Source organism: Streptomyces sp. NPDC044003 (assembly GCF_056435185.1).
Map to the genome: position 1 here is coordinate 89,952 of NZ_JBWKFA010000006.1, position 14,631 is coordinate 104,582.

At 73.8% G+C, this 14,631-nt stretch carries 16 protein-coding genes; 8 read left to right on the top strand and 8 right to left on the bottom strand.

The genetic code is table 11. The features are described from left to right. Window positions 1-20 precede the first annotated feature (20 nt). From AC07AW_RS23790 to AC07AW_RS23815, 6 genes are all read right to left on the bottom strand, one after another. Window positions 21-1,094 carry a Gfo/Idh/MocA family protein gene (locus AC07AW_RS23790; RefSeq protein ID WP_478817465.1) on the bottom strand — a complete coding sequence of 358 codons (1,074 nt, stop codon included), beginning with the start codon at window positions 1,092-1,094 and terminating at the stop codon, window positions 21-23. Continuing rightward, on the bottom strand, window positions 1,091-2,440 hold the full coding sequence (locus AC07AW_RS23795) for an NDP-hexose 2,3-dehydratase family protein (protein ID WP_478817466.1): 1,350 nt from the start codon (window positions 2,438-2,440) through the stop codon (window positions 1,091-1,093). The genes AC07AW_RS23790 and AC07AW_RS23795 overlap by 4 nt, the downstream gene beginning before the upstream one ends. After that, complete coding sequence (locus tag AC07AW_RS23800; RefSeq protein WP_478817467.1) at window positions 2,437-3,201, bottom strand: DUF6081 family protein; 765 nt, start codon at window positions 3,199-3,201, stop codon at window positions 2,437-2,439. Before AC07AW_RS23800 ends, AC07AW_RS23795 begins: the two co-directional genes overlap by 4 nt. A 127-nt stretch (window positions 3,202-3,328) precedes the next feature. After that, a complete protein-coding gene (locus tag AC07AW_RS23805; protein ID WP_478817468.1) occupies window positions 3,329-4,348 on the bottom strand; it encodes an LLM class flavin-dependent oxidoreductase in 1,020 nt (339 codons plus the stop codon). Between the two features lie 33 nt (window positions 4,349-4,381). Then, a complete protein-coding gene (locus tag AC07AW_RS23810) occupies window positions 4,382-5,122 on the bottom strand; it encodes an SDR family NAD(P)-dependent oxidoreductase (protein WP_478817469.1) in 741 nt (246 codons plus the stop codon). A 26-nt stretch (window positions 5,123-5,148) separates the two neighbouring features. Then, window positions 5,149-5,967, bottom strand: a complete 819-nt coding sequence (locus AC07AW_RS23815) for an SDR family NAD(P)-dependent oxidoreductase (RefSeq protein ID WP_392158795.1) — start codon at window positions 5,965-5,967, stop codon at window positions 5,149-5,151. A gap of 246 nt (window positions 5,968-6,213) precedes the next feature. Between AC07AW_RS23815 and AC07AW_RS23820 the strand changes: the two genes are divergently transcribed. From AC07AW_RS23820 to AC07AW_RS23835, 4 genes are all read left to right on the top strand, one after another. After that, window positions 6,214-7,479: a beta-ketoacyl-[acyl-carrier-protein] synthase family protein gene (locus AC07AW_RS23820; protein ID WP_478817470.1), complete on the top strand. Its 1,266-nt coding sequence runs from the start codon at window positions 6,214-6,216 to the stop codon at window positions 7,477-7,479. Further along, window positions 7,476-8,738 carry a ketosynthase chain-length factor gene (locus AC07AW_RS23825; RefSeq protein ID WP_478817471.1) on the top strand — a complete coding sequence of 421 codons (1,263 nt, stop codon included), beginning with the start codon at window positions 7,476-7,478 and terminating at the stop codon, window positions 8,736-8,738. The genes AC07AW_RS23820 and AC07AW_RS23825 overlap by 4 nt, the downstream gene beginning before the upstream one ends. A 17-nt stretch (window positions 8,739-8,755) precedes the next feature. Further along, entirely contained in the window at window positions 8,756-9,013 is a 258-nt protein-coding gene (locus tag AC07AW_RS23830) for an acyl carrier protein (RefSeq protein ID WP_478817472.1), read from the top strand. A 128-nt stretch (window positions 9,014-9,141) separates the two neighbouring features. Then, window positions 9,142-10,119: an aromatase/cyclase gene (locus AC07AW_RS23835; protein WP_478817473.1), complete on the top strand. Its 978-nt coding sequence runs from the start codon at window positions 9,142-9,144 to the stop codon at window positions 10,117-10,119. A 15-nt stretch (window positions 10,120-10,134) separates the two neighbouring features. Here AC07AW_RS23835 and AC07AW_RS23840 read toward each other — a convergent pair whose 3' ends face one another. Beyond that, window positions 10,135-10,920: a DUF6081 family protein gene (locus AC07AW_RS23840; RefSeq protein ID WP_478817474.1), complete on the bottom strand. Its 786-nt coding sequence runs from the start codon at window positions 10,918-10,920 to the stop codon at window positions 10,135-10,137. Window positions 10,921-11,063: 143 nt separating this feature from the next. Between AC07AW_RS23840 and AC07AW_RS23845 the strand changes: the two genes are divergently transcribed. The 3 genes from AC07AW_RS23845 to AC07AW_RS23855 are packed head-to-tail and all read left to right on the top strand — an operon-like array spanning window position 11,064 to window position 13,196. Continuing rightward, on the top strand, window positions 11,064-11,492 hold the full coding sequence (locus AC07AW_RS23845) for a nuclear transport factor 2 family protein (RefSeq protein ID WP_478817475.1): 429 nt from the start codon (window positions 11,064-11,066) through the stop codon (window positions 11,490-11,492). 14 nt (window positions 11,493-11,506) lie between these two features. Next, window positions 11,507-12,256: a 4'-phosphopantetheinyl transferase family protein gene (locus tag AC07AW_RS23850; RefSeq protein ID WP_478817476.1), complete on the top strand. Its 750-nt coding sequence runs from the start codon at window positions 11,507-11,509 to the stop codon at window positions 12,254-12,256. 19 nt (window positions 12,257-12,275) lie between these two features. Then, window positions 12,276-13,196, top strand: coding sequence for an MBL fold metallo-hydrolase (locus AC07AW_RS23855; RefSeq protein ID WP_478817477.1), 921 nt, complete (start codon window positions 12,276-12,278; stop codon window positions 13,194-13,196). 122 nt (window positions 13,197-13,318) lie between these two features. On the opposite strand, the gene AC07AW_RS23860 is transcribed toward AC07AW_RS23855, so the two are convergent. Further along, on the bottom strand, window positions 13,319-13,852 hold the full coding sequence (locus AC07AW_RS23860) for a flavin reductase family protein (protein WP_478817478.1): 534 nt from the start codon (window positions 13,850-13,852) through the stop codon (window positions 13,319-13,321). 254 nt (window positions 13,853-14,106) lie between these two features. On the opposite strand from AC07AW_RS23860, the gene AC07AW_RS23865 reads away from it, so the two are divergent. Beyond that, on the top strand, window positions 14,107-14,484 hold the full coding sequence (locus AC07AW_RS23865) for a DUF6344 domain-containing protein (protein WP_478817479.1): 378 nt from the start codon (window positions 14,107-14,109) through the stop codon (window positions 14,482-14,484). Window positions 14,485-14,631 lie beyond the last annotated feature (147 nt).

The window sequence follows — 14,631 nt, forward strand, 5'->3', positions numbered from 1 at the left end:
TCCGTCGTCCGTCCCTCGGCTCAGATCTTCACGACATGGGCTGTCCGGCGGATCTCGTCCACCAGCCGGGCCTGGCGCATGACGGCTGCCGCGTCGGTCGTGTCGGCCGTCTTGCCGGTGGCGTCCGAGTCGGCCGTCCGGCCGGTGGCGCCCGTCCGGTCGATGCCGCCCGCGTCGGCCGTGTGCGCCGGGTCGCTCGTGCGCCGTCGTCGTACGGCCTCGGCGAAGGCGGCGACGGCGGCGGCCGCCTGGTCGTGCGCCGGCAGGACGCGTTCCTCGACGCCGCCCGCATGCTCGATCCGCAGCACCGGGCGGTGCTCGGACGGCGGGGAGTAGGCGCGGTCGAGGGACAGGCAGCCTTCACTGCCGAGCAGCCGCCAGCCCGCCGTGTACCCGTGCTCCATGCCGAAGACCAGCTGGGCGCTCGCCCCGGTGACGGGATCGCCGAGCAGCGCGCTGCCGCCGAGGTCGACGCCGCGCGCGCTGTCGTGGCGCAGGACGGCGCCGTGCACGCGCAGTTCCGGACCGAGCAGCAGGGAGGCCAGCCGGACCGGGTACACGCCGATGTCGAGAAGGGCCCCGCCGTCCAGGTCGGCGCGGTAGCGGATGTCGTCGGCGGGCCGCGGTGGGATCGTGAACGAGGCGTGCAGCGCGCGTACGTCGCCGATCACGCCTTCGGCCACCAGGTCCCGTACGGCCGTGTACGCGCTGTGGTGGACGAACAGGAAGTTCTCGGCGAGGACGACTCCGCGCTCGCGGGCGAGGTCGAGGAGGCGGGCGGTGTCGTCGGGCCGCGCGGTGAGCGGCTTCTCGGCCAGGACGTGCTTGCCCGCGCGCAGCGCGCGTTCGGTCCACCGGGCGTGCAGGGCGACCGGCAGCGGTACGTACACGGCGTCCACGTCGGACCGTTCGAGCAGGGCGTCGTACCCGACGACGGCCGCGCAGCCGAAGGTGGAGGCGGCGGCCCGGGCCTTCTCGGCGGTACGGCTGGCGATCGCCGTCACGACCGTGTGGGGGGAGGCCGCGAAGGCGGGCACCATGCGGCGCAGGGCGATGTCGGCGCAGCCCGCCACCCCGATCCGCAGCGCGCTCACCGGGACACCCCGTGGCCGGGCAGGGTGCGGACGCACGCCAGGAGGGTGCGGGCCTCGACGTCGACGAGGTTGCCGATCCGGCCGGCACGGGTGAGCTGGCGGACCGTCATCCATGTGTAGTCCTCGGGAACGTCGAGGGGGACCTCGGCTCCGTCCACCACCAGGTAGCGGTTCTCCGCATGGTAGAAACGGCCGCCCTCCTCGGAGTGCACGGTGTCGAACAGCACCTGCTCGGGCCGGGCGGACAGCACCGCGTCCAGATACGGCGGCCGTCGCGCGGACTCGGTGAGATTGCCCGGGTTGCACTGCACGCTGGGCCCGATCTCGGCGGTGTCGAAAGTGCCCGCCTCGGCGCGGGCCTGCACCAGCAGATGGCGCTCCCCGTGGATCTCCTTGCTCACGAAGGCGATGACGCCCCGTCCCGCCGGCGCCAGCATCGGCTGGGACCAGGAGGGCACCTCGCGGCTGTCGGCCTCCACGTCGACGCCGATGATCCGGAAGTACCGGCCCGCCTCGTGGACGATCTCGCCGCGCTCGTCGTCGCGGCGCCAGCCGCCGACCCGGCTCAGCGGGAGCGTCGTGCGCTCGGGGCGGTGGCGCACCTTGGCCTCGGTGAACCAGTGCAGCAGCGCCGCGGTGTCGTGCAGCGGCTTCTCCGCCGCCCGCCCGGAGAGCGGAGCCTCGCCGGTGCCGTCGTCCGCCACGTCGTCGGGCAGTCCGGCGAGCACGGTGCGCGAGTCCATGTTGATGAGGTTGTCGACCCGCAGCAGCTCCGCGAGGACCGGGCGCGGCACCCAGCAGAAGTCCTCGTGGACCGGGACGTCGGCGGTCGTCTCGACGACGATGTTGCGGTTGCGCTTGCCCAGGAACCACGAGCCCTGCTCGCTCTGCAGGGCGTCGTAGTGCACCCGGTCCGCGGCGCCCGGGGTGAGGAAGTGGTCGATGTACCGGACGGCGGCGCCCCGGTGCACCCGGGTGTAGTTGCTGAAGGTGGCCTGCACCGTCGGTGAGAGCTGGAGCGTGGTGATGTTGCCCGGCTCCATCTTGGCCTGCATCAGCAGATGGGGGACCCCGTCGAACCGCTTGAGCAGCACGCCGAGGATGCCGGTCTCCGGCTGCCGGATGATCGGCTGCGTCCAGGCCGGTGCATCCGGGGCGGCCGGCTCGAACCGCAGGCCCTCGATCGAGAAGAACCGGCCGCTGCGGTGCCGGACGTCGCCGGTGGTGGCGTCGGTGTACCAGCCGTCCAGGTCGTGCAGAGGAGTCGGGGTGATGCGGTACCGGTGGGCGGCGCCTCGACCGGCGAACCAGGAGTGGAAGCCGGCCGCGTCCTCGATACGGGTCATGACGCCACCTCGTCGGTGACCGACAGCGCGCCCACGGTGAGACGCAGACCCTGTCCGTGCGGACGGTCGCAGATCAGCGCCAGACCGGGCGCGAGCGCCGAGGAGTGGACGAGGTCGAGCGGGCCCGGGGACACCGAGTCCGCACGCACCTCCTCCGGCAGGGCCTGCCCCAGGCGTTCCACGGAGAACATCTCGGTGCCGTCGATGAACCAGCGGGCCACGGCCGCCGCGGTGTCCACCACGAGGGCGCAGTGATGCGTGTCCAGGGGGCCGCGCTTGGCGAGCGGCACGCTGTACGAGAAGCCGCCCCGTGTGCCGTCCGGGCCTGGCACGCGGCCGTACAGCGCCCATACCCGGCCGCCGGTCAGCGCGAAGTCCAGGACCAGACCGGCGTCACGGTCCAGTACGACGAGGGCGCCCGCCCCGTCCGGTACGTCGTCCGCCGCCTCCCCCAGCTGTTCGGCCGAGAGCGTCGCCGACACGGTGACCGTGGCGCCACCGGTCGGGCACGCGGGGCCGAAGGCGGCCCAGCGCAGATGGTCGACGGGCTCGCCGCCGGGCGGCACCAGGAAGGCCGGGCGCCCGGTGCCGGGGTCCGTGCCGGTCGGCTCCACCAGCAGGCCGGCGTCCGTGGCGCGCGTGATCCCGTCCCCGGCCGTCAGCGCACCGGCGGGCCGCAGCGCCCAGGGACCTTCGGTCCGGGCTTCCGGGGAGCGCACCCGCAGCCCTTCGGTGAAGTCGTCGTGGAAGAGGATCGTCATGGCGTCTCCGTGCGGTGAGCAGGTCGGGGGCTCGTTTCACGTGAAACAAGGCGGCCGGGGGCGCTCTCGTTTCACGTGAAACCAGGCAGGGGGTGACGGTCCTGTTTCACGTGAAACAGGACCGGAGTCAGCCGGTGGCCGTGCCGGAGCGTTCCAGGGCCTGGGCAGCCGCTTCGAGGATGGACAGACGGCCCTCCAGGTCGGTCGCGGCGGCCGAGACCATGACTCCGAGGGTGGTCACGCCCGCGTCCGCGTAGGCGCGCATCCGGTCCGCGATCCGGTCGACGGGGCCGATCAGCGCCGTACGGTCGATGAAGCCGAGCGGGAGCGCCGCGCCGGCGCCCGCACGGTCGCCTGCCGCGAGCCGGTCGAGGAAGGCGGCGACCTCGGCCTCGTACCCCATTGAACGCGCCATCGCGCAGTAGAAGTTGCGCTCGGAGTCGCCGATGCCCATGAGGTACACGTACTGGCCACGCAGCGCGTCCGCCGCCTGTTCCGCGGTGTCCGCGACGGCGGTGGGCAGGCTGGGCAGCACGTCGAACCCGCTCAGGTCGTCCGTTCCCCGGCCCTTACGGATCTCCGCGACGGCTTGGGAGACGGCCTCCGGCGAGGTGAAGACCCCGAGCCAGCCGTCCGCGATCTCCCCCGCGAGCCGCAGATTGCGCGGGCCGACCGCCGCGAGCAGCACCGGCAGCCGGCCGGGAGGCCGTTCGGTCAGCAGATGCAGGGGGGCCGGTCCGCCGACCTCGAAGTACGTGCCCCGGTGGGTGACGGGCCCGCCCTCCAGAGCGCGGCGGACGATGTCGACGTACTCCCGGGTGCGTTCGAGCGGTCGCGTGAAATCGACGCCGTACCAGCCCACCGACACATCGGGGTTGGAGACTCCGAGGCCGAGCCGGAAGCGACCGCCGCTCAGCGAGTCGAGTGTGGCGGCGGTCAGGGCGGCCATGGCGGGCGGGCGGCCGGGGATCTGCATCACGCCCGAGATCAGGGCGATGCGTTCGGTCACCCCCGCCACGAGGCCCAGCACGCTGGCCGCGTCGGAGCGGTAGCCCTCGGGGGCCAGCGCGGCGGCGTAGCCCAGCCGTTCGGCGGCGCGGGCGAGGTCACCGGCACCTTGGTGGACGAGGTTCACGGCGAGCCGCACGGTGGAACTCCTCGGGAAACGGGGGTGGATGGGTCAGAGCAGGTGGGCGCCGCCGTCCACCAGCAGGACCTGCCCGGTGGTGTACGTGGCGCGGAGCAGCCCCAGGACGGCTTCCGCGACGTCCTCCGGCCGGCCCGTGCGGCGCAGCGGAGTGGTCTGCCGTACGTGCTCGGCGATCGGCGCGAAGAAGTCGCTGTTCTGCGTCCAGGGCGTCTCGATCAGCCCGGGCGCGACCGCGTTGACGCGGACGGCCGGGCCCACCGTGTTCGCGAGGAGCCGGGTCATGTGCTCGATGGCCGCCTTGCTCACCGCGTACGGGATCGAGCTGCCCGCCGGGCGGCTGCCCGCGATCGAGGACACGTTGACCACGGCGCCGGCTCCCGAGCGGGACAGGTGCGGCATCGCGGCGACGGTGGTCTGCCAGGTCCCGATCACGTTGAGGCCGAGGATCTCCCGCCACACCTCGGGCGTGGCGGCGGCCAGGTCGGCATGCGGGATGGCGCGGGTGCGTCCGGCGTTGTTGATCAGGACGTCCAGCCGGCCGTAGTGCGCGACGGCCGTCTCCACCAGGCGGTGCGCGTCCGCCTCGTCGGAGACGTCCGCCTGGACGTAGAGCGCGTCGGGGAGTGCGGCGGCCGTCTTCTCGCCCTCCTCCACGGAGCGGGCGGAGTTGACGACCACGCGGTAGCCCGCGCCGGCCAGCCGCTGGGCGACGGTCTGCCCGATGCCGGAGGAGGAGCCGGTGACCAGCGCGACGGGTGCCACGGACGCCACGGGCGCCTCCTGAGCTTCGGCGGCCATCAGTAGTTGCCCAGCCCGCCGCAGACGTTGAGCGCCTGCGCGGTGACCGCGGCGGCGTCGTCCGCCACCAGGTACTCGACCATCGCGGCGACCTCGCGGGTCTCGACGTACCGGCCCATCGGCACCCGGGCGGTGATGCGGTCGAAGGTCTCCTGCTCGGACACCTGCCAGATGCCGGCGTAGTGCTCGCGCACCCGCTCGGCCATCGGGGTCTCCACGAAGCCGGGGCACACGGCGTTCACGGTGATGCCGGTACGGGCCAGCTCCAGGCCGAGGGCCTTGGTCAGACCGACGACGCCGTGCTTGGACGCCGAGTACGGCACCGCGTGCACGACGCCCTGCTTGCCGCCCGTGGACGCGATGTTGATGATCCGGCCGCGCTTCTTGGCCAGCATCCCACCGGCGCCCAGCACCTCCTTCGTCATGAGGAAGACGCTCGTCAGGTTGGTGTTGATGACGTCGAGCCACAGCTCGTCGGGGATCTCGGCGGTGGCGCCGCCGCCGCTGCGGCCGGCGTTGTTCACCAGGATGTCGACGGTGCCGTACCGCTGGACGGCCGCCGCCACATAGGCGCGGATCTGCGCCGGGTCCGCCACGTCGCACACCGTGCCGTCCACGTCGAAGCCCTCGGCCTGCAGCTCCTTGACCGTCTCCGCGAGGCGCGCCTCGTCCCGGGCGCACAGGAAGGTGCGTGCGCCGAGTGCGGCGAGCCGCCGTGCGATCGCCAGACCGATGCCGCTGGTGGCGCCGGTCACCAGCGCCACCGGCTTCGCCGGAGCGGTGGCCTCGGCCGTGTCCGTCGCTGTCTGCGTCGTCATGCTGCTCGTCTCCCTTGGGTCCCTCGGGCGGGTGCGGGGTGGTGCGTGCGGGGCGTCCCGCCGTCCACCCGAGAGCGTGGTCGCGGCCCCTTGAGCGGGGCTGGAAGGCGGCTCGCGGGCGCCCACGAGCGCACCATCGGCCCGCGAGCCGCCCTCAAGCCGGGCGGGGGAGTGTGCCGCTGTGTCAGAGAGGTACGGCGGGCGAAAGGAGCCCCACGCGATGCCCAGCAGCACAGGAGGACGACGGTGACCCGACGCGTAGTGATCACCGGGGTCGGGGTGCGCGCCCCTGGCGGCTCGGGGACGAAGGGTTTCTGGGACCTGCTCACCGCGGGCCGCACGGCCACCCGGCCCATCAGCTTCTTCGACGCCGCGCCGTTCCGGTCCCGGATCGCGGGCGAGGTCGACTTCGACCCGCGGGCGGAGGGCTTCTCCCCGCGCGAGGTCCGGCGCATGGACCGCGCCACCCAGTTCGCCGTCGCCTGCACCCGCGAGGCGCTCGCCGACAGCGGCCTGGAGAGGGACACGATCGACCCCTCCCGGATCGGTGTCGCCCTGGGCAGCGCGGTCGCCTCCGCGACCAGCCTGGAGAACGAGTACCTCGTGATGGCGGACGCCGGCCGTGAGTGGCTGGTGGACCCGGCGCACCTGTCGCCGTACATGTTCGACTACCTCAGCCCGGGCGTCATGCCCGCCGAGGTCGCCTGGGCGGCCGGCGCCGAGGGCCCGGTCACCATGGTGTCCGACGGCTGCACCTCGGGCCTGGACTCGGTCGGCTACGCCGTCCAGCTGATCCGCGAGGGCAGCGTGGACGTGGCGGTCGCCGGCGCGGCCGACACCCCCGTCTCGCCGATTGTCGTCGCCTGCTTCGACGCCATCAAGGCGACGACCCCGCGCAACGACGACCCGGAGCACGCCTCCCGGCCCTTCGACGGCACCCGCAACGGCTTCGTCCTCGCCGAGGGCGCCGCCATGTTCGTCCTGGAGGAGTACGAGGCCGCCAAGCGGCGCGGGGCGCACATCTACGCCGAGGTCGGCGGCTACGCCACGCGCTGCAACGCGTACCACATGACGGGTCTCAAGAAGGACGGCCGCGAGATGGCCGAGTCCATCCGGGCGGCGCTCGACGAGGCCCGCCTCGACCGCACCGCCGTCGACTACGTCAACGCGCACGGCTCCGGCACGAAGCAGAACGACCGCCACGAGACGGCCGCGTTCAAGCGAAGCCTCGGCGACCACGCGTACGCGGTGCCCGTCAGCTCCATCAAGTCCATGGTGGGCCACTCGCTCGGCGCGATCGGCTCCATCGAGATCGCCGCGTCGATCCTGGCCATCGAGCACAACGTCGTACCGCCGACGGCGAATCTGCACACCCCCGACCCCGAGTGCGACCTGGACTACGTGCCGCTCACCGCGCGCGAGCAGCGCATCGACACCGTCCTCACCGTGGGCAGCGGCTTCGGCGGCTTCCAGAGCGCGATGGTCCTGCACCGCCCGGAGGTGGCCGCATGAGCACCCCGTCGAACATCGAGCCCGGCACCTCCGGCCACAAGCGGGTCGTCGTCACCGGTCTCGGCGTCACCGCGCCCGGCGGCATCGGCACCGAGCGCTACTGGAAGGCGCTGCTGACCGGCGAGAACGGCATCGGAGAGCTGACCCGCTTCGACGCCTCGCGCTACCCGTCCCGGCTGGCCGGCCAGATCGACGACTTCGAGGCCTCCGACCACCTGCCCGGACGGCTCCTGCCGCAGACCGACGTCTCCACCCGCTACGCCCTCGTCGCCGCGGACTGGGCGCTCGCCGACGCCGGCGTGGGCGCCGACGCGGGCTTCGAGGACTACGACCTCGGCGTCGTCACCTCCACCGCGCAGGGCGGCTTCGACTTCACCCACCGGGAGTTCCACAAGCTGTGGAGCCAGGGACCCCAGTACGTCAGCGTGTACGAGTCGTTCGCGTGGTTCTACGCCGTCAACACCGGCCAGATCTCCATCCGCAACACCATGCGCGGACCCAGCGCCGCGCTGGTCGGGGAGCAGGCCGGCGGCCTCGACGCGATCGGCCACGCCTGCCGCACGGTCCGCCGCGGCACCCGGCTGGTGCTCACCGGCGGCGTCGACTCCGCGCTCGACCCCTGGGGTTACGCCTCCCAGCTCGCCGGCGGCCTGGTCAGCACGGTCACCGACCCGGAGCGCGCCTACCTGCCCTTCGACACCGAGGCCTCCGGCCATGTGCCGGGCGAGGGCGGCGCCGTGCTCATCGTCGAGGACGCCGACTCGGCGCGCGAGCGCGGGGTCGAGCGGATCTACGGCGAGATCGCCGGCTATGCCGCGACCTTCGACCCGGCGCCCGGCTCCGGCCGGCCGCCCGCCCTCGGCCGCGCCGCCGAACTCGCCCTCGCACAGGCCGGTCTGACGCCCGCCGACGTCTCCGTGGTGTTCGCCGACGGCGCGGGTGTCCCCGAACTCGACCGGGCCGAGGCCGAGGCGATCGGCCGGCTCTTCGGGCCGCGCGGCGTACCCGTGACCGCGCCCAAGGCCCTCACCGGGCGCCTGTGCGCGGGCGGTGGTCCCACCGACCTGGTGGCCGCCCTGCTCGCCCTGCGCGACCAGGTGATCCCCGCGACCGGCCGGACCACGCGGGTGCCCGACGCCTACGGGCTCGACCTGGTGACCGGGCAGCCCCGCGAGGCCGCCCTGAGCACCGCCCTGGTCCTGGCCCGCGGCCGCCACGGCTTCAACTCGGCCGTCGTCCTTACCACCCACCGACCCTGAACCCAAGGAGCCCCACGATGGCACAGCTGACCCTCGACGCACTGCGCACCATCCTCGTCGCCTGCGCCGGAGAGGACGACAGCGCCGACCTCTCCGGCGACATCCTCGACATCACCTTCGAGGACCTCGGCTACGACTCCCTGGCCCTCATGGAGAGCGCCGCCCGTATCGAGCGCGAGTTCGGCGTCGCCCTCGACGACGACGACGTCAACGAGGCGCTCACCCCGCGCCTCCTGCTCGACCTCGTCAACCGTTCCGAGGTGCGGGCCGCCTGACGCGGTCCCACCACCGGTCGGCCGGTCGGCCGGCCCCGGGGGCACCGCGCGCCGCCCGTGCGTGCGGTGCCCCCGGGGCGGCCCCGCGCCGTCCCGTACGCATCCCCCGCGCCCAAGGAGTACGCCTCATGGCCCGTACCGCCGCCCTCCCCACCCCGACCGTTCACCGCAGCGAGCACTCCGTGACGGTGGCCGCGCCCGCCGAGACGCTGTACGCCCTCGTCGCCGACGTGACCCGGTGGCCCGCCGTGTTCGAGCCGACCGTGCACGTGCGGCACCTCGCCCAGGAGGGACGGACCGAACGGTTCGAGATCTGGGCCGAGGTGAACGGCGAGATCGCGCACTGGCGTTCGCGCCGCGTCCTCGACCCGCGACGGCTGTACGTGTCCTTCCGCCAGGAGCACAGCAGGCCGCCCGTCACGTCGATGTCCGGCGGCTGGCTCTTCCGGCGACTGGCCGACGGCCGCACCGAGATCGTGCTGCGCCACCGGTTCACGGTCGCCGACGACGACCCGGCCGCCGTGGCCCGGATCGAGGAGGCCCTCGACCGCAACAGCGCCCGCGAACTGGGCGCCCTCGCGGCGCTCGCGGAGACCGGGCACCCCGTGGACGACCTGGTCTTCTCGTTCACGGACACCATCCCGCTGACCGGCACCGCCCAGGACGCCTACACCTTCGTCGAGCGGGCCGAACGCTGGGCGGAGCTGCTGCCGCACGTCGCCCGCGTCACGCTGACCGAGCCCGAACCGGGCCTGCAGTGGCTGGAGATGGACACCGTCACGGCCGACGGCTCGGCCCACACCACGCGCTCGGCGCGGATCTGCCGCGCACCGGAGTGGATCGCGTACAAGCAGCAGCGCACCCCCCGGCTGCTGTCCGGCCACAGCGGCGAGTGGACGTTCACGCACACCCCCCAGGGGCCGGTGGCGACCGCACGCCACACGGTCGCCGTCGACCCGACGGGCATCACCGAGGTGCTCGGCCCCGACGCCACACTCGCCGACGCCCGTACATACGTGCGGGAAGCTCTCGGTCGCAACAGCCTGACCACCCTCCGCCACGCGGCCGAGGCGGCGGAAGCGGCGGAAGCGGCCGCGACCGACTGACCGCCGCGCGCAAGGTCAGGGCCGACCGAGACCGGCACCCGCCGCCAGCGCCACGCGGCGGGCCCGCAGTCGCACCCCCTGGCCGTACGCCGCCGTGGCGAGCAGACCGAAGCCGACGGTCAGCCGCTCCGGGGCGACCTCGGCGCGCGGACCCGGCGTGGACCGCTCCAGATGGCGGCCGTGCCGGCGGGCGTCGAGCTCCAGGCCCGTACGGTCCACCGCGAACACCTCCTCGCCCGCGAGCAGCCAGCACGCCCGCCCCGCAGCCGCGTCCACCTCGACCGCACAGCGATGCCACGCCTCCGGAGTCCGGGGCGCCACCGGAACGGCGTACGCGAACGAGCCGTGCGCCGCACCGGGGCGCGGCAGCCGCTCGTACAGCGCCCACACGAACCCGTTCGTCAGCGCGAAGTCGAAGGCCAGGCCCGAGACCATGTCCACGCAGATCAGCGCGGCCATGGCACACGACGGGCCGTCCCCGTCCGGATGCCGGTCCGCCGACAGCACCCGCGCCGACAGTTCCGCCTCCGCCCGGAACACCCCCGGCCCACGCGCCTCGGGCTCCGCGAACGCGGCCCACCGCAGATGCGCCGCCTCCTCCTGCCCGGCCGGCGCCCGAGTGAACGCGGGCTGCTCCCCGAGCCCCGCGCCGTACCCCGACTCCACGCACAGCCCGTCACCGTCCCCGGGCGTCCGGACCCGGGCGTCGCCCTGCGCGAGCCACGGCAGCGGCCGCAGCCGCCAGCGGGCCGCGCGCCCCGGCGCACCCCAGTCCTCGTGGAAATCGTCCTCGAACAGCATGCCCGGCTCCCGTGTGTCGGCTCGGTGGCGAGGTGACGTGACGGACCGAGGCTCCCCGGCCCGGCTCAAGCCGCAGTGGAGGACCCTTCGAGCCCGCCCGGCGAGGGTGACGCCATCGACCGTCTCGCGCTCCGGAGGAACCAGTGACCGCCACCACCGTCCGTACCGACGTCTACGCCCAGGTCCAGCACTTCTACGCCCACCAGATGCAGGCCCTCGACGAGGGCCACTTCACCGACTACGCGGCCACCTTCACCGAGGACGGCACCTTCCAGCACTCCCCCGCCGCCCAGCCGGCGGTCGGCCGGGCCGGGATCGTCGCCGAACTGGTGGAGTTCCACAAGCGCTTCGAGAACGACCCGGTCCAGCGCCGCCACTGGTTCAACCACATCGCCCTGGAGCCGCAGGCCGACGGCTCGCTGCGCTCCACCGTGTACGCCCTGGTCGTCACCGTCCGGCCCGGCGGAAAGCCCGAGATCACGCCCAGCTGCGTCGTCCACGACGTCCTGGAAGTCACCGACGAGGGCGTCCACACCCGCTCCCGCCTGGTCACCCACGACCAGCTGGCCTGACCGCCCGCGCCGCCGTGCGGACACCACCGGGCCCGGCCACCGGGCCCGGCCCCGACCCCCGACCCGGGCGGCCCCTGCTCAGGCACGGCACCGTCGAGGACTGGGCCCGGGCCGCCGAGTCCCGCGGCGGCCCGCGGCGGCCCGAGGACACCGCCCGCCTGCGCGCCCTGCGCGACGACCGGCTGCGCCGCCGCTTCCTGGCCTCCCGACTGCTGCTGCGCACCACACTCGGCGCGCTCGTGGGCCGCGACCCCGACGGGATCGCGCTCGCCCGCACCGCGCTCGGCCGCCCCTACGCCCCCGACCTGCCGGACCTGGACTTCAGCCTCAGCCACACCGGCTCCCTGCTGGCCGTCGCGGTCGTCCACGGCGGCCGGGTCGGTGTGGACGCGGAACGACCCGGCCGCGCCATGTCCGTACTGGAGCACCGGATGTGCACACCCCACGAACGGGCCGCACTCACCGCGCGAGGGCTGCGCGGCACCGCGCGCGACGCGGAGCTGCTGCGGCTGTGGACCCTCAAGGAGGCGTACGCCAAGGCGCTGGGCACCGGGCTGCGCCACCCGCCCCGCACCATCGGCCTCGACCCGGCGGACCCGGCCGGCCGGCCCGCGCTCCCCGGCACCCTGAGCACCGCCACCCACACGCTGCCCGACGGGACGGTCGTCAGCGTGGTCAGCACGGCCGGCGGGGGAGGCGCGATCAGCGCGAACGGGTTCGAGCGGGGCTCCAGCCCCTCAGCCGACGATGAGCCAATTCCATGATGTCGAGGAGGAGACCCACATGACCGGAATCACCGCCGGCGCCGTCCCGACCGAGCTGACGGAGGTCGCCGACGGGGTGTTCGCCCACGTCCAGCCGGACGGGGGCTGGTGCCTCAACAACGCCGGCCTCGTCGTCTCGGGCGACCGCGCCGCGCTCGTGGACACGGCGGCCACCGAGGCGCGCGCCAGGGCCCTGCGCGAGGCGGTGCTCCGGGTCTCCCCGGCCGTCCCGCAGGTCCTGTTCAACACCCACTTCCACGGCGACCACACCTTCGGGAACTTCGTCTTCCCGGAGTCCCTCGTCGTCGGCCACGAGCGCACCCGTACGGAGATGACCGAAACGGGCCTGCACCTGACGGGCCTGTGGCCGGACGTCGAGTGGGGCGACCTGCGACTCGTCCCGCCCGCGCTGACCTTCCGCGACCGGCTCACCCTGCACATCGGCGAGAAGACGGCCGAGCTGCTGCACCTGGGCCCTGCGCACACCAGCAACGACACGGTGCTCTGGCTGCCGGCGGAACGGGTGCTGTTCACCGGCGACCTGGTGATGAACGGGGTGACGCCGTTCTGCCCCATGGGCTCGGTCGCCGGCTCCCTCGAAGCCCTGGACGCGATGCGCGCCCTCGCCCCGGAGGTGGTCGTCCCCGGCCACGGCCCGGTCGCGGGACCCGGGGTGTTCGACGAGACCGAGGGCTATCTGCGCCTGCTCCAGGACCTCGCCCGGCAGGGCCTCGCGGACTCCCTCGACCCGGTCGAACTGGCCCGCCGCACCGACCTGGGCGCGTACGCGCACTGGCTCGACTCCGAGCGGCTCGTCCCCAACCTCTTCCGCGCGTACGCCGAGGAACAGGGCGAGCCCCGCGGCTCCCAGGTGGACATGAGCGAACTCTTCGCCCGCATGATCGACTACCACGGCGGCCTGCCCACCTGCCACGCCTGACGCCCCGACAGCCGACCGCCCGGCCCCGCCCGAGATCCGGGCGGCCGGTCGGCCGGTCCCGGCCGAGGTTCCGGCGGGCTCCCCGCTCTCCGTACCCGGGCGGGGAACCCGCCGTGGCCCGGTCACGTTCCCGCGGCGATCCGCGCCGGCGCGGCGGCCGCCCGCAAGGAGTCCCATGCGGCGAAGGTCCCCCGCCGGTACAGCAGCGGGCGGGCCTCCTCGCGTAGGACGACCCGCTCCATGCGGCCGATCAACAGCCGGTGGTCACCGGCGGCCACGCTCCGCTCCAGCGTGCACTCCGCGTGGCCCAGCACCCCGTCGAGCAGCACCGGGCACGCGGGCACGGACTCGCCGCGCCGCCATGCCACGCCGTCGAACTTCCGGTCCGAGCGCCCCGCGAAGGTACGCGCGAGCTCCTCGCCCCCTTCGGCGGACAGCAGATGCAGCGCGAACGCCTCCGCGCCGAGCACCGCAGGCAGGGTGCGGGAGCCCTCGTCCACGCAGACGAGCAGCTGGGGCGGGTCCAGGGACACCGCGCTGAACGCGGTGCACGTGAAGCCGAGTGGTCTGCCGTCGGGGCCGGCCGTGGTCACCACCGCGACGGCCGCCGGTACGGATCCGAAGAAGTCGCGGAATGCCTCGGGCCCCAAAGCCATGCCTCTCACCGCCGTCGTCTCGCACCTGCGCAGCACCGGGGCGGACCCCCGGGGCCCTGACAGCGTCTACGGCACGTCTGGAGGCCCTCTGGACTCCGGCTGGAGCTGGGCCGGACGGGTGGTGTTCATCGGAAGAACTGCGCGGCGACGGCGTCGGTCCATGGAAAACCGAGGCGCATCCACATCATGAGAAAAGTACGTAAAGCGCGCAACCCGAAATGAACCATCCGAGAACGTCACGAAAGTGAGGGACCATGGCCACCGCCAAGGTCAAGCAGTTCTGGACCGCCTTCATCTCCGTCCTCTTCGCCCTGCTCGCCTCCGTCGGCCTGGCGAACACCGCCGCCGCGGCCGGGCAGCCCGCCGTCCAGCAGCCCGAGGAGCCGTCCGCGCCCGCCGCCGTCCGCGCCGACACCGCCGGGGAGCGCGCGCTCGCCTCCGTACCGGCACAGCGGACGTATCAGTGGCCGCTCGTCGGGGACCGCTCCCTGCCGCCCACCCTCAAGCAGCGCATCGCCGCCGAGGCCCACGGTTCCTCCCCCTCCGCGCGCCGGCGGTCCTCGTCGACGGCCGGTGTCGAGAGCGACCCGGCCGCGCTGACGGACCTGGCGCTCGCCGCCGCGGCGGCGTAGGGCGCGGGGAGACGACGACGCGTACTCCCCACACCCCACGTGCAGGACCTCGGCGGCCCCGACAGGGCCGCAGCAGAACGAGGCAGGACCCGGTAGAACCAGGCGGAACCCCAGCAGAACCCCAGCAGAACCCCAGCAGAACCCCAG

Coding starts and splice junctions, on each gene's coding strand:
- AC07AW_RS23795 (WP_478817466.1), bottom strand. CDS start 2,440: ATGACCCGTATCGAGGACGCGGCCGGCTTCCACTCCTGGTTCGCCGGT.
- AC07AW_RS23860 (WP_478817478.1), bottom strand. CDS start 13,852: ATGGCTTTGGGGCCCGAGGCATTCCGCGACTTCTTCGGATCCGTACCG.
- AC07AW_RS23825 (WP_478817471.1), top strand. CDS start 7,476: ATGAGCACCCCGTCGAACATCGAGCCCGGCACCTCCGGCCACAAGCGG.
- AC07AW_RS23855 (WP_478817477.1), top strand. CDS start 12,276: ATGACCGGAATCACCGCCGGCGCCGTCCCGACCGAGCTGACGGAGGTC.
- AC07AW_RS23815 (WP_392158795.1), bottom strand. CDS start 5,967: ATGACGACGCAGACAGCGACGGACACGGCCGAGGCCACCGCTCCGGCG.
- AC07AW_RS23840 (WP_478817474.1), bottom strand. CDS start 10,920: ATGCTGTTCGAGGACGATTTCCACGAGGACTGGGGTGCGCCGGGGCGC.
- AC07AW_RS23830 (WP_478817472.1), top strand. CDS start 8,756: ATGGCACAGCTGACCCTCGACGCACTGCGCACCATCCTCGTCGCCTGC.
- AC07AW_RS23865 (WP_478817479.1), top strand. CDS start 14,107: ATGGCCACCGCCAAGGTCAAGCAGTTCTGGACCGCCTTCATCTCCGTC.
- AC07AW_RS23800 (WP_478817467.1), bottom strand. CDS start 3,201: ATGACGATCCTCTTCCACGACGACTTCACCGAAGGGCTGCGGGTGCGC.
- AC07AW_RS23835 (WP_478817473.1), top strand. CDS start 9,142: ATGGCCCGTACCGCCGCCCTCCCCACCCCGACCGTTCACCGCAGCGAG.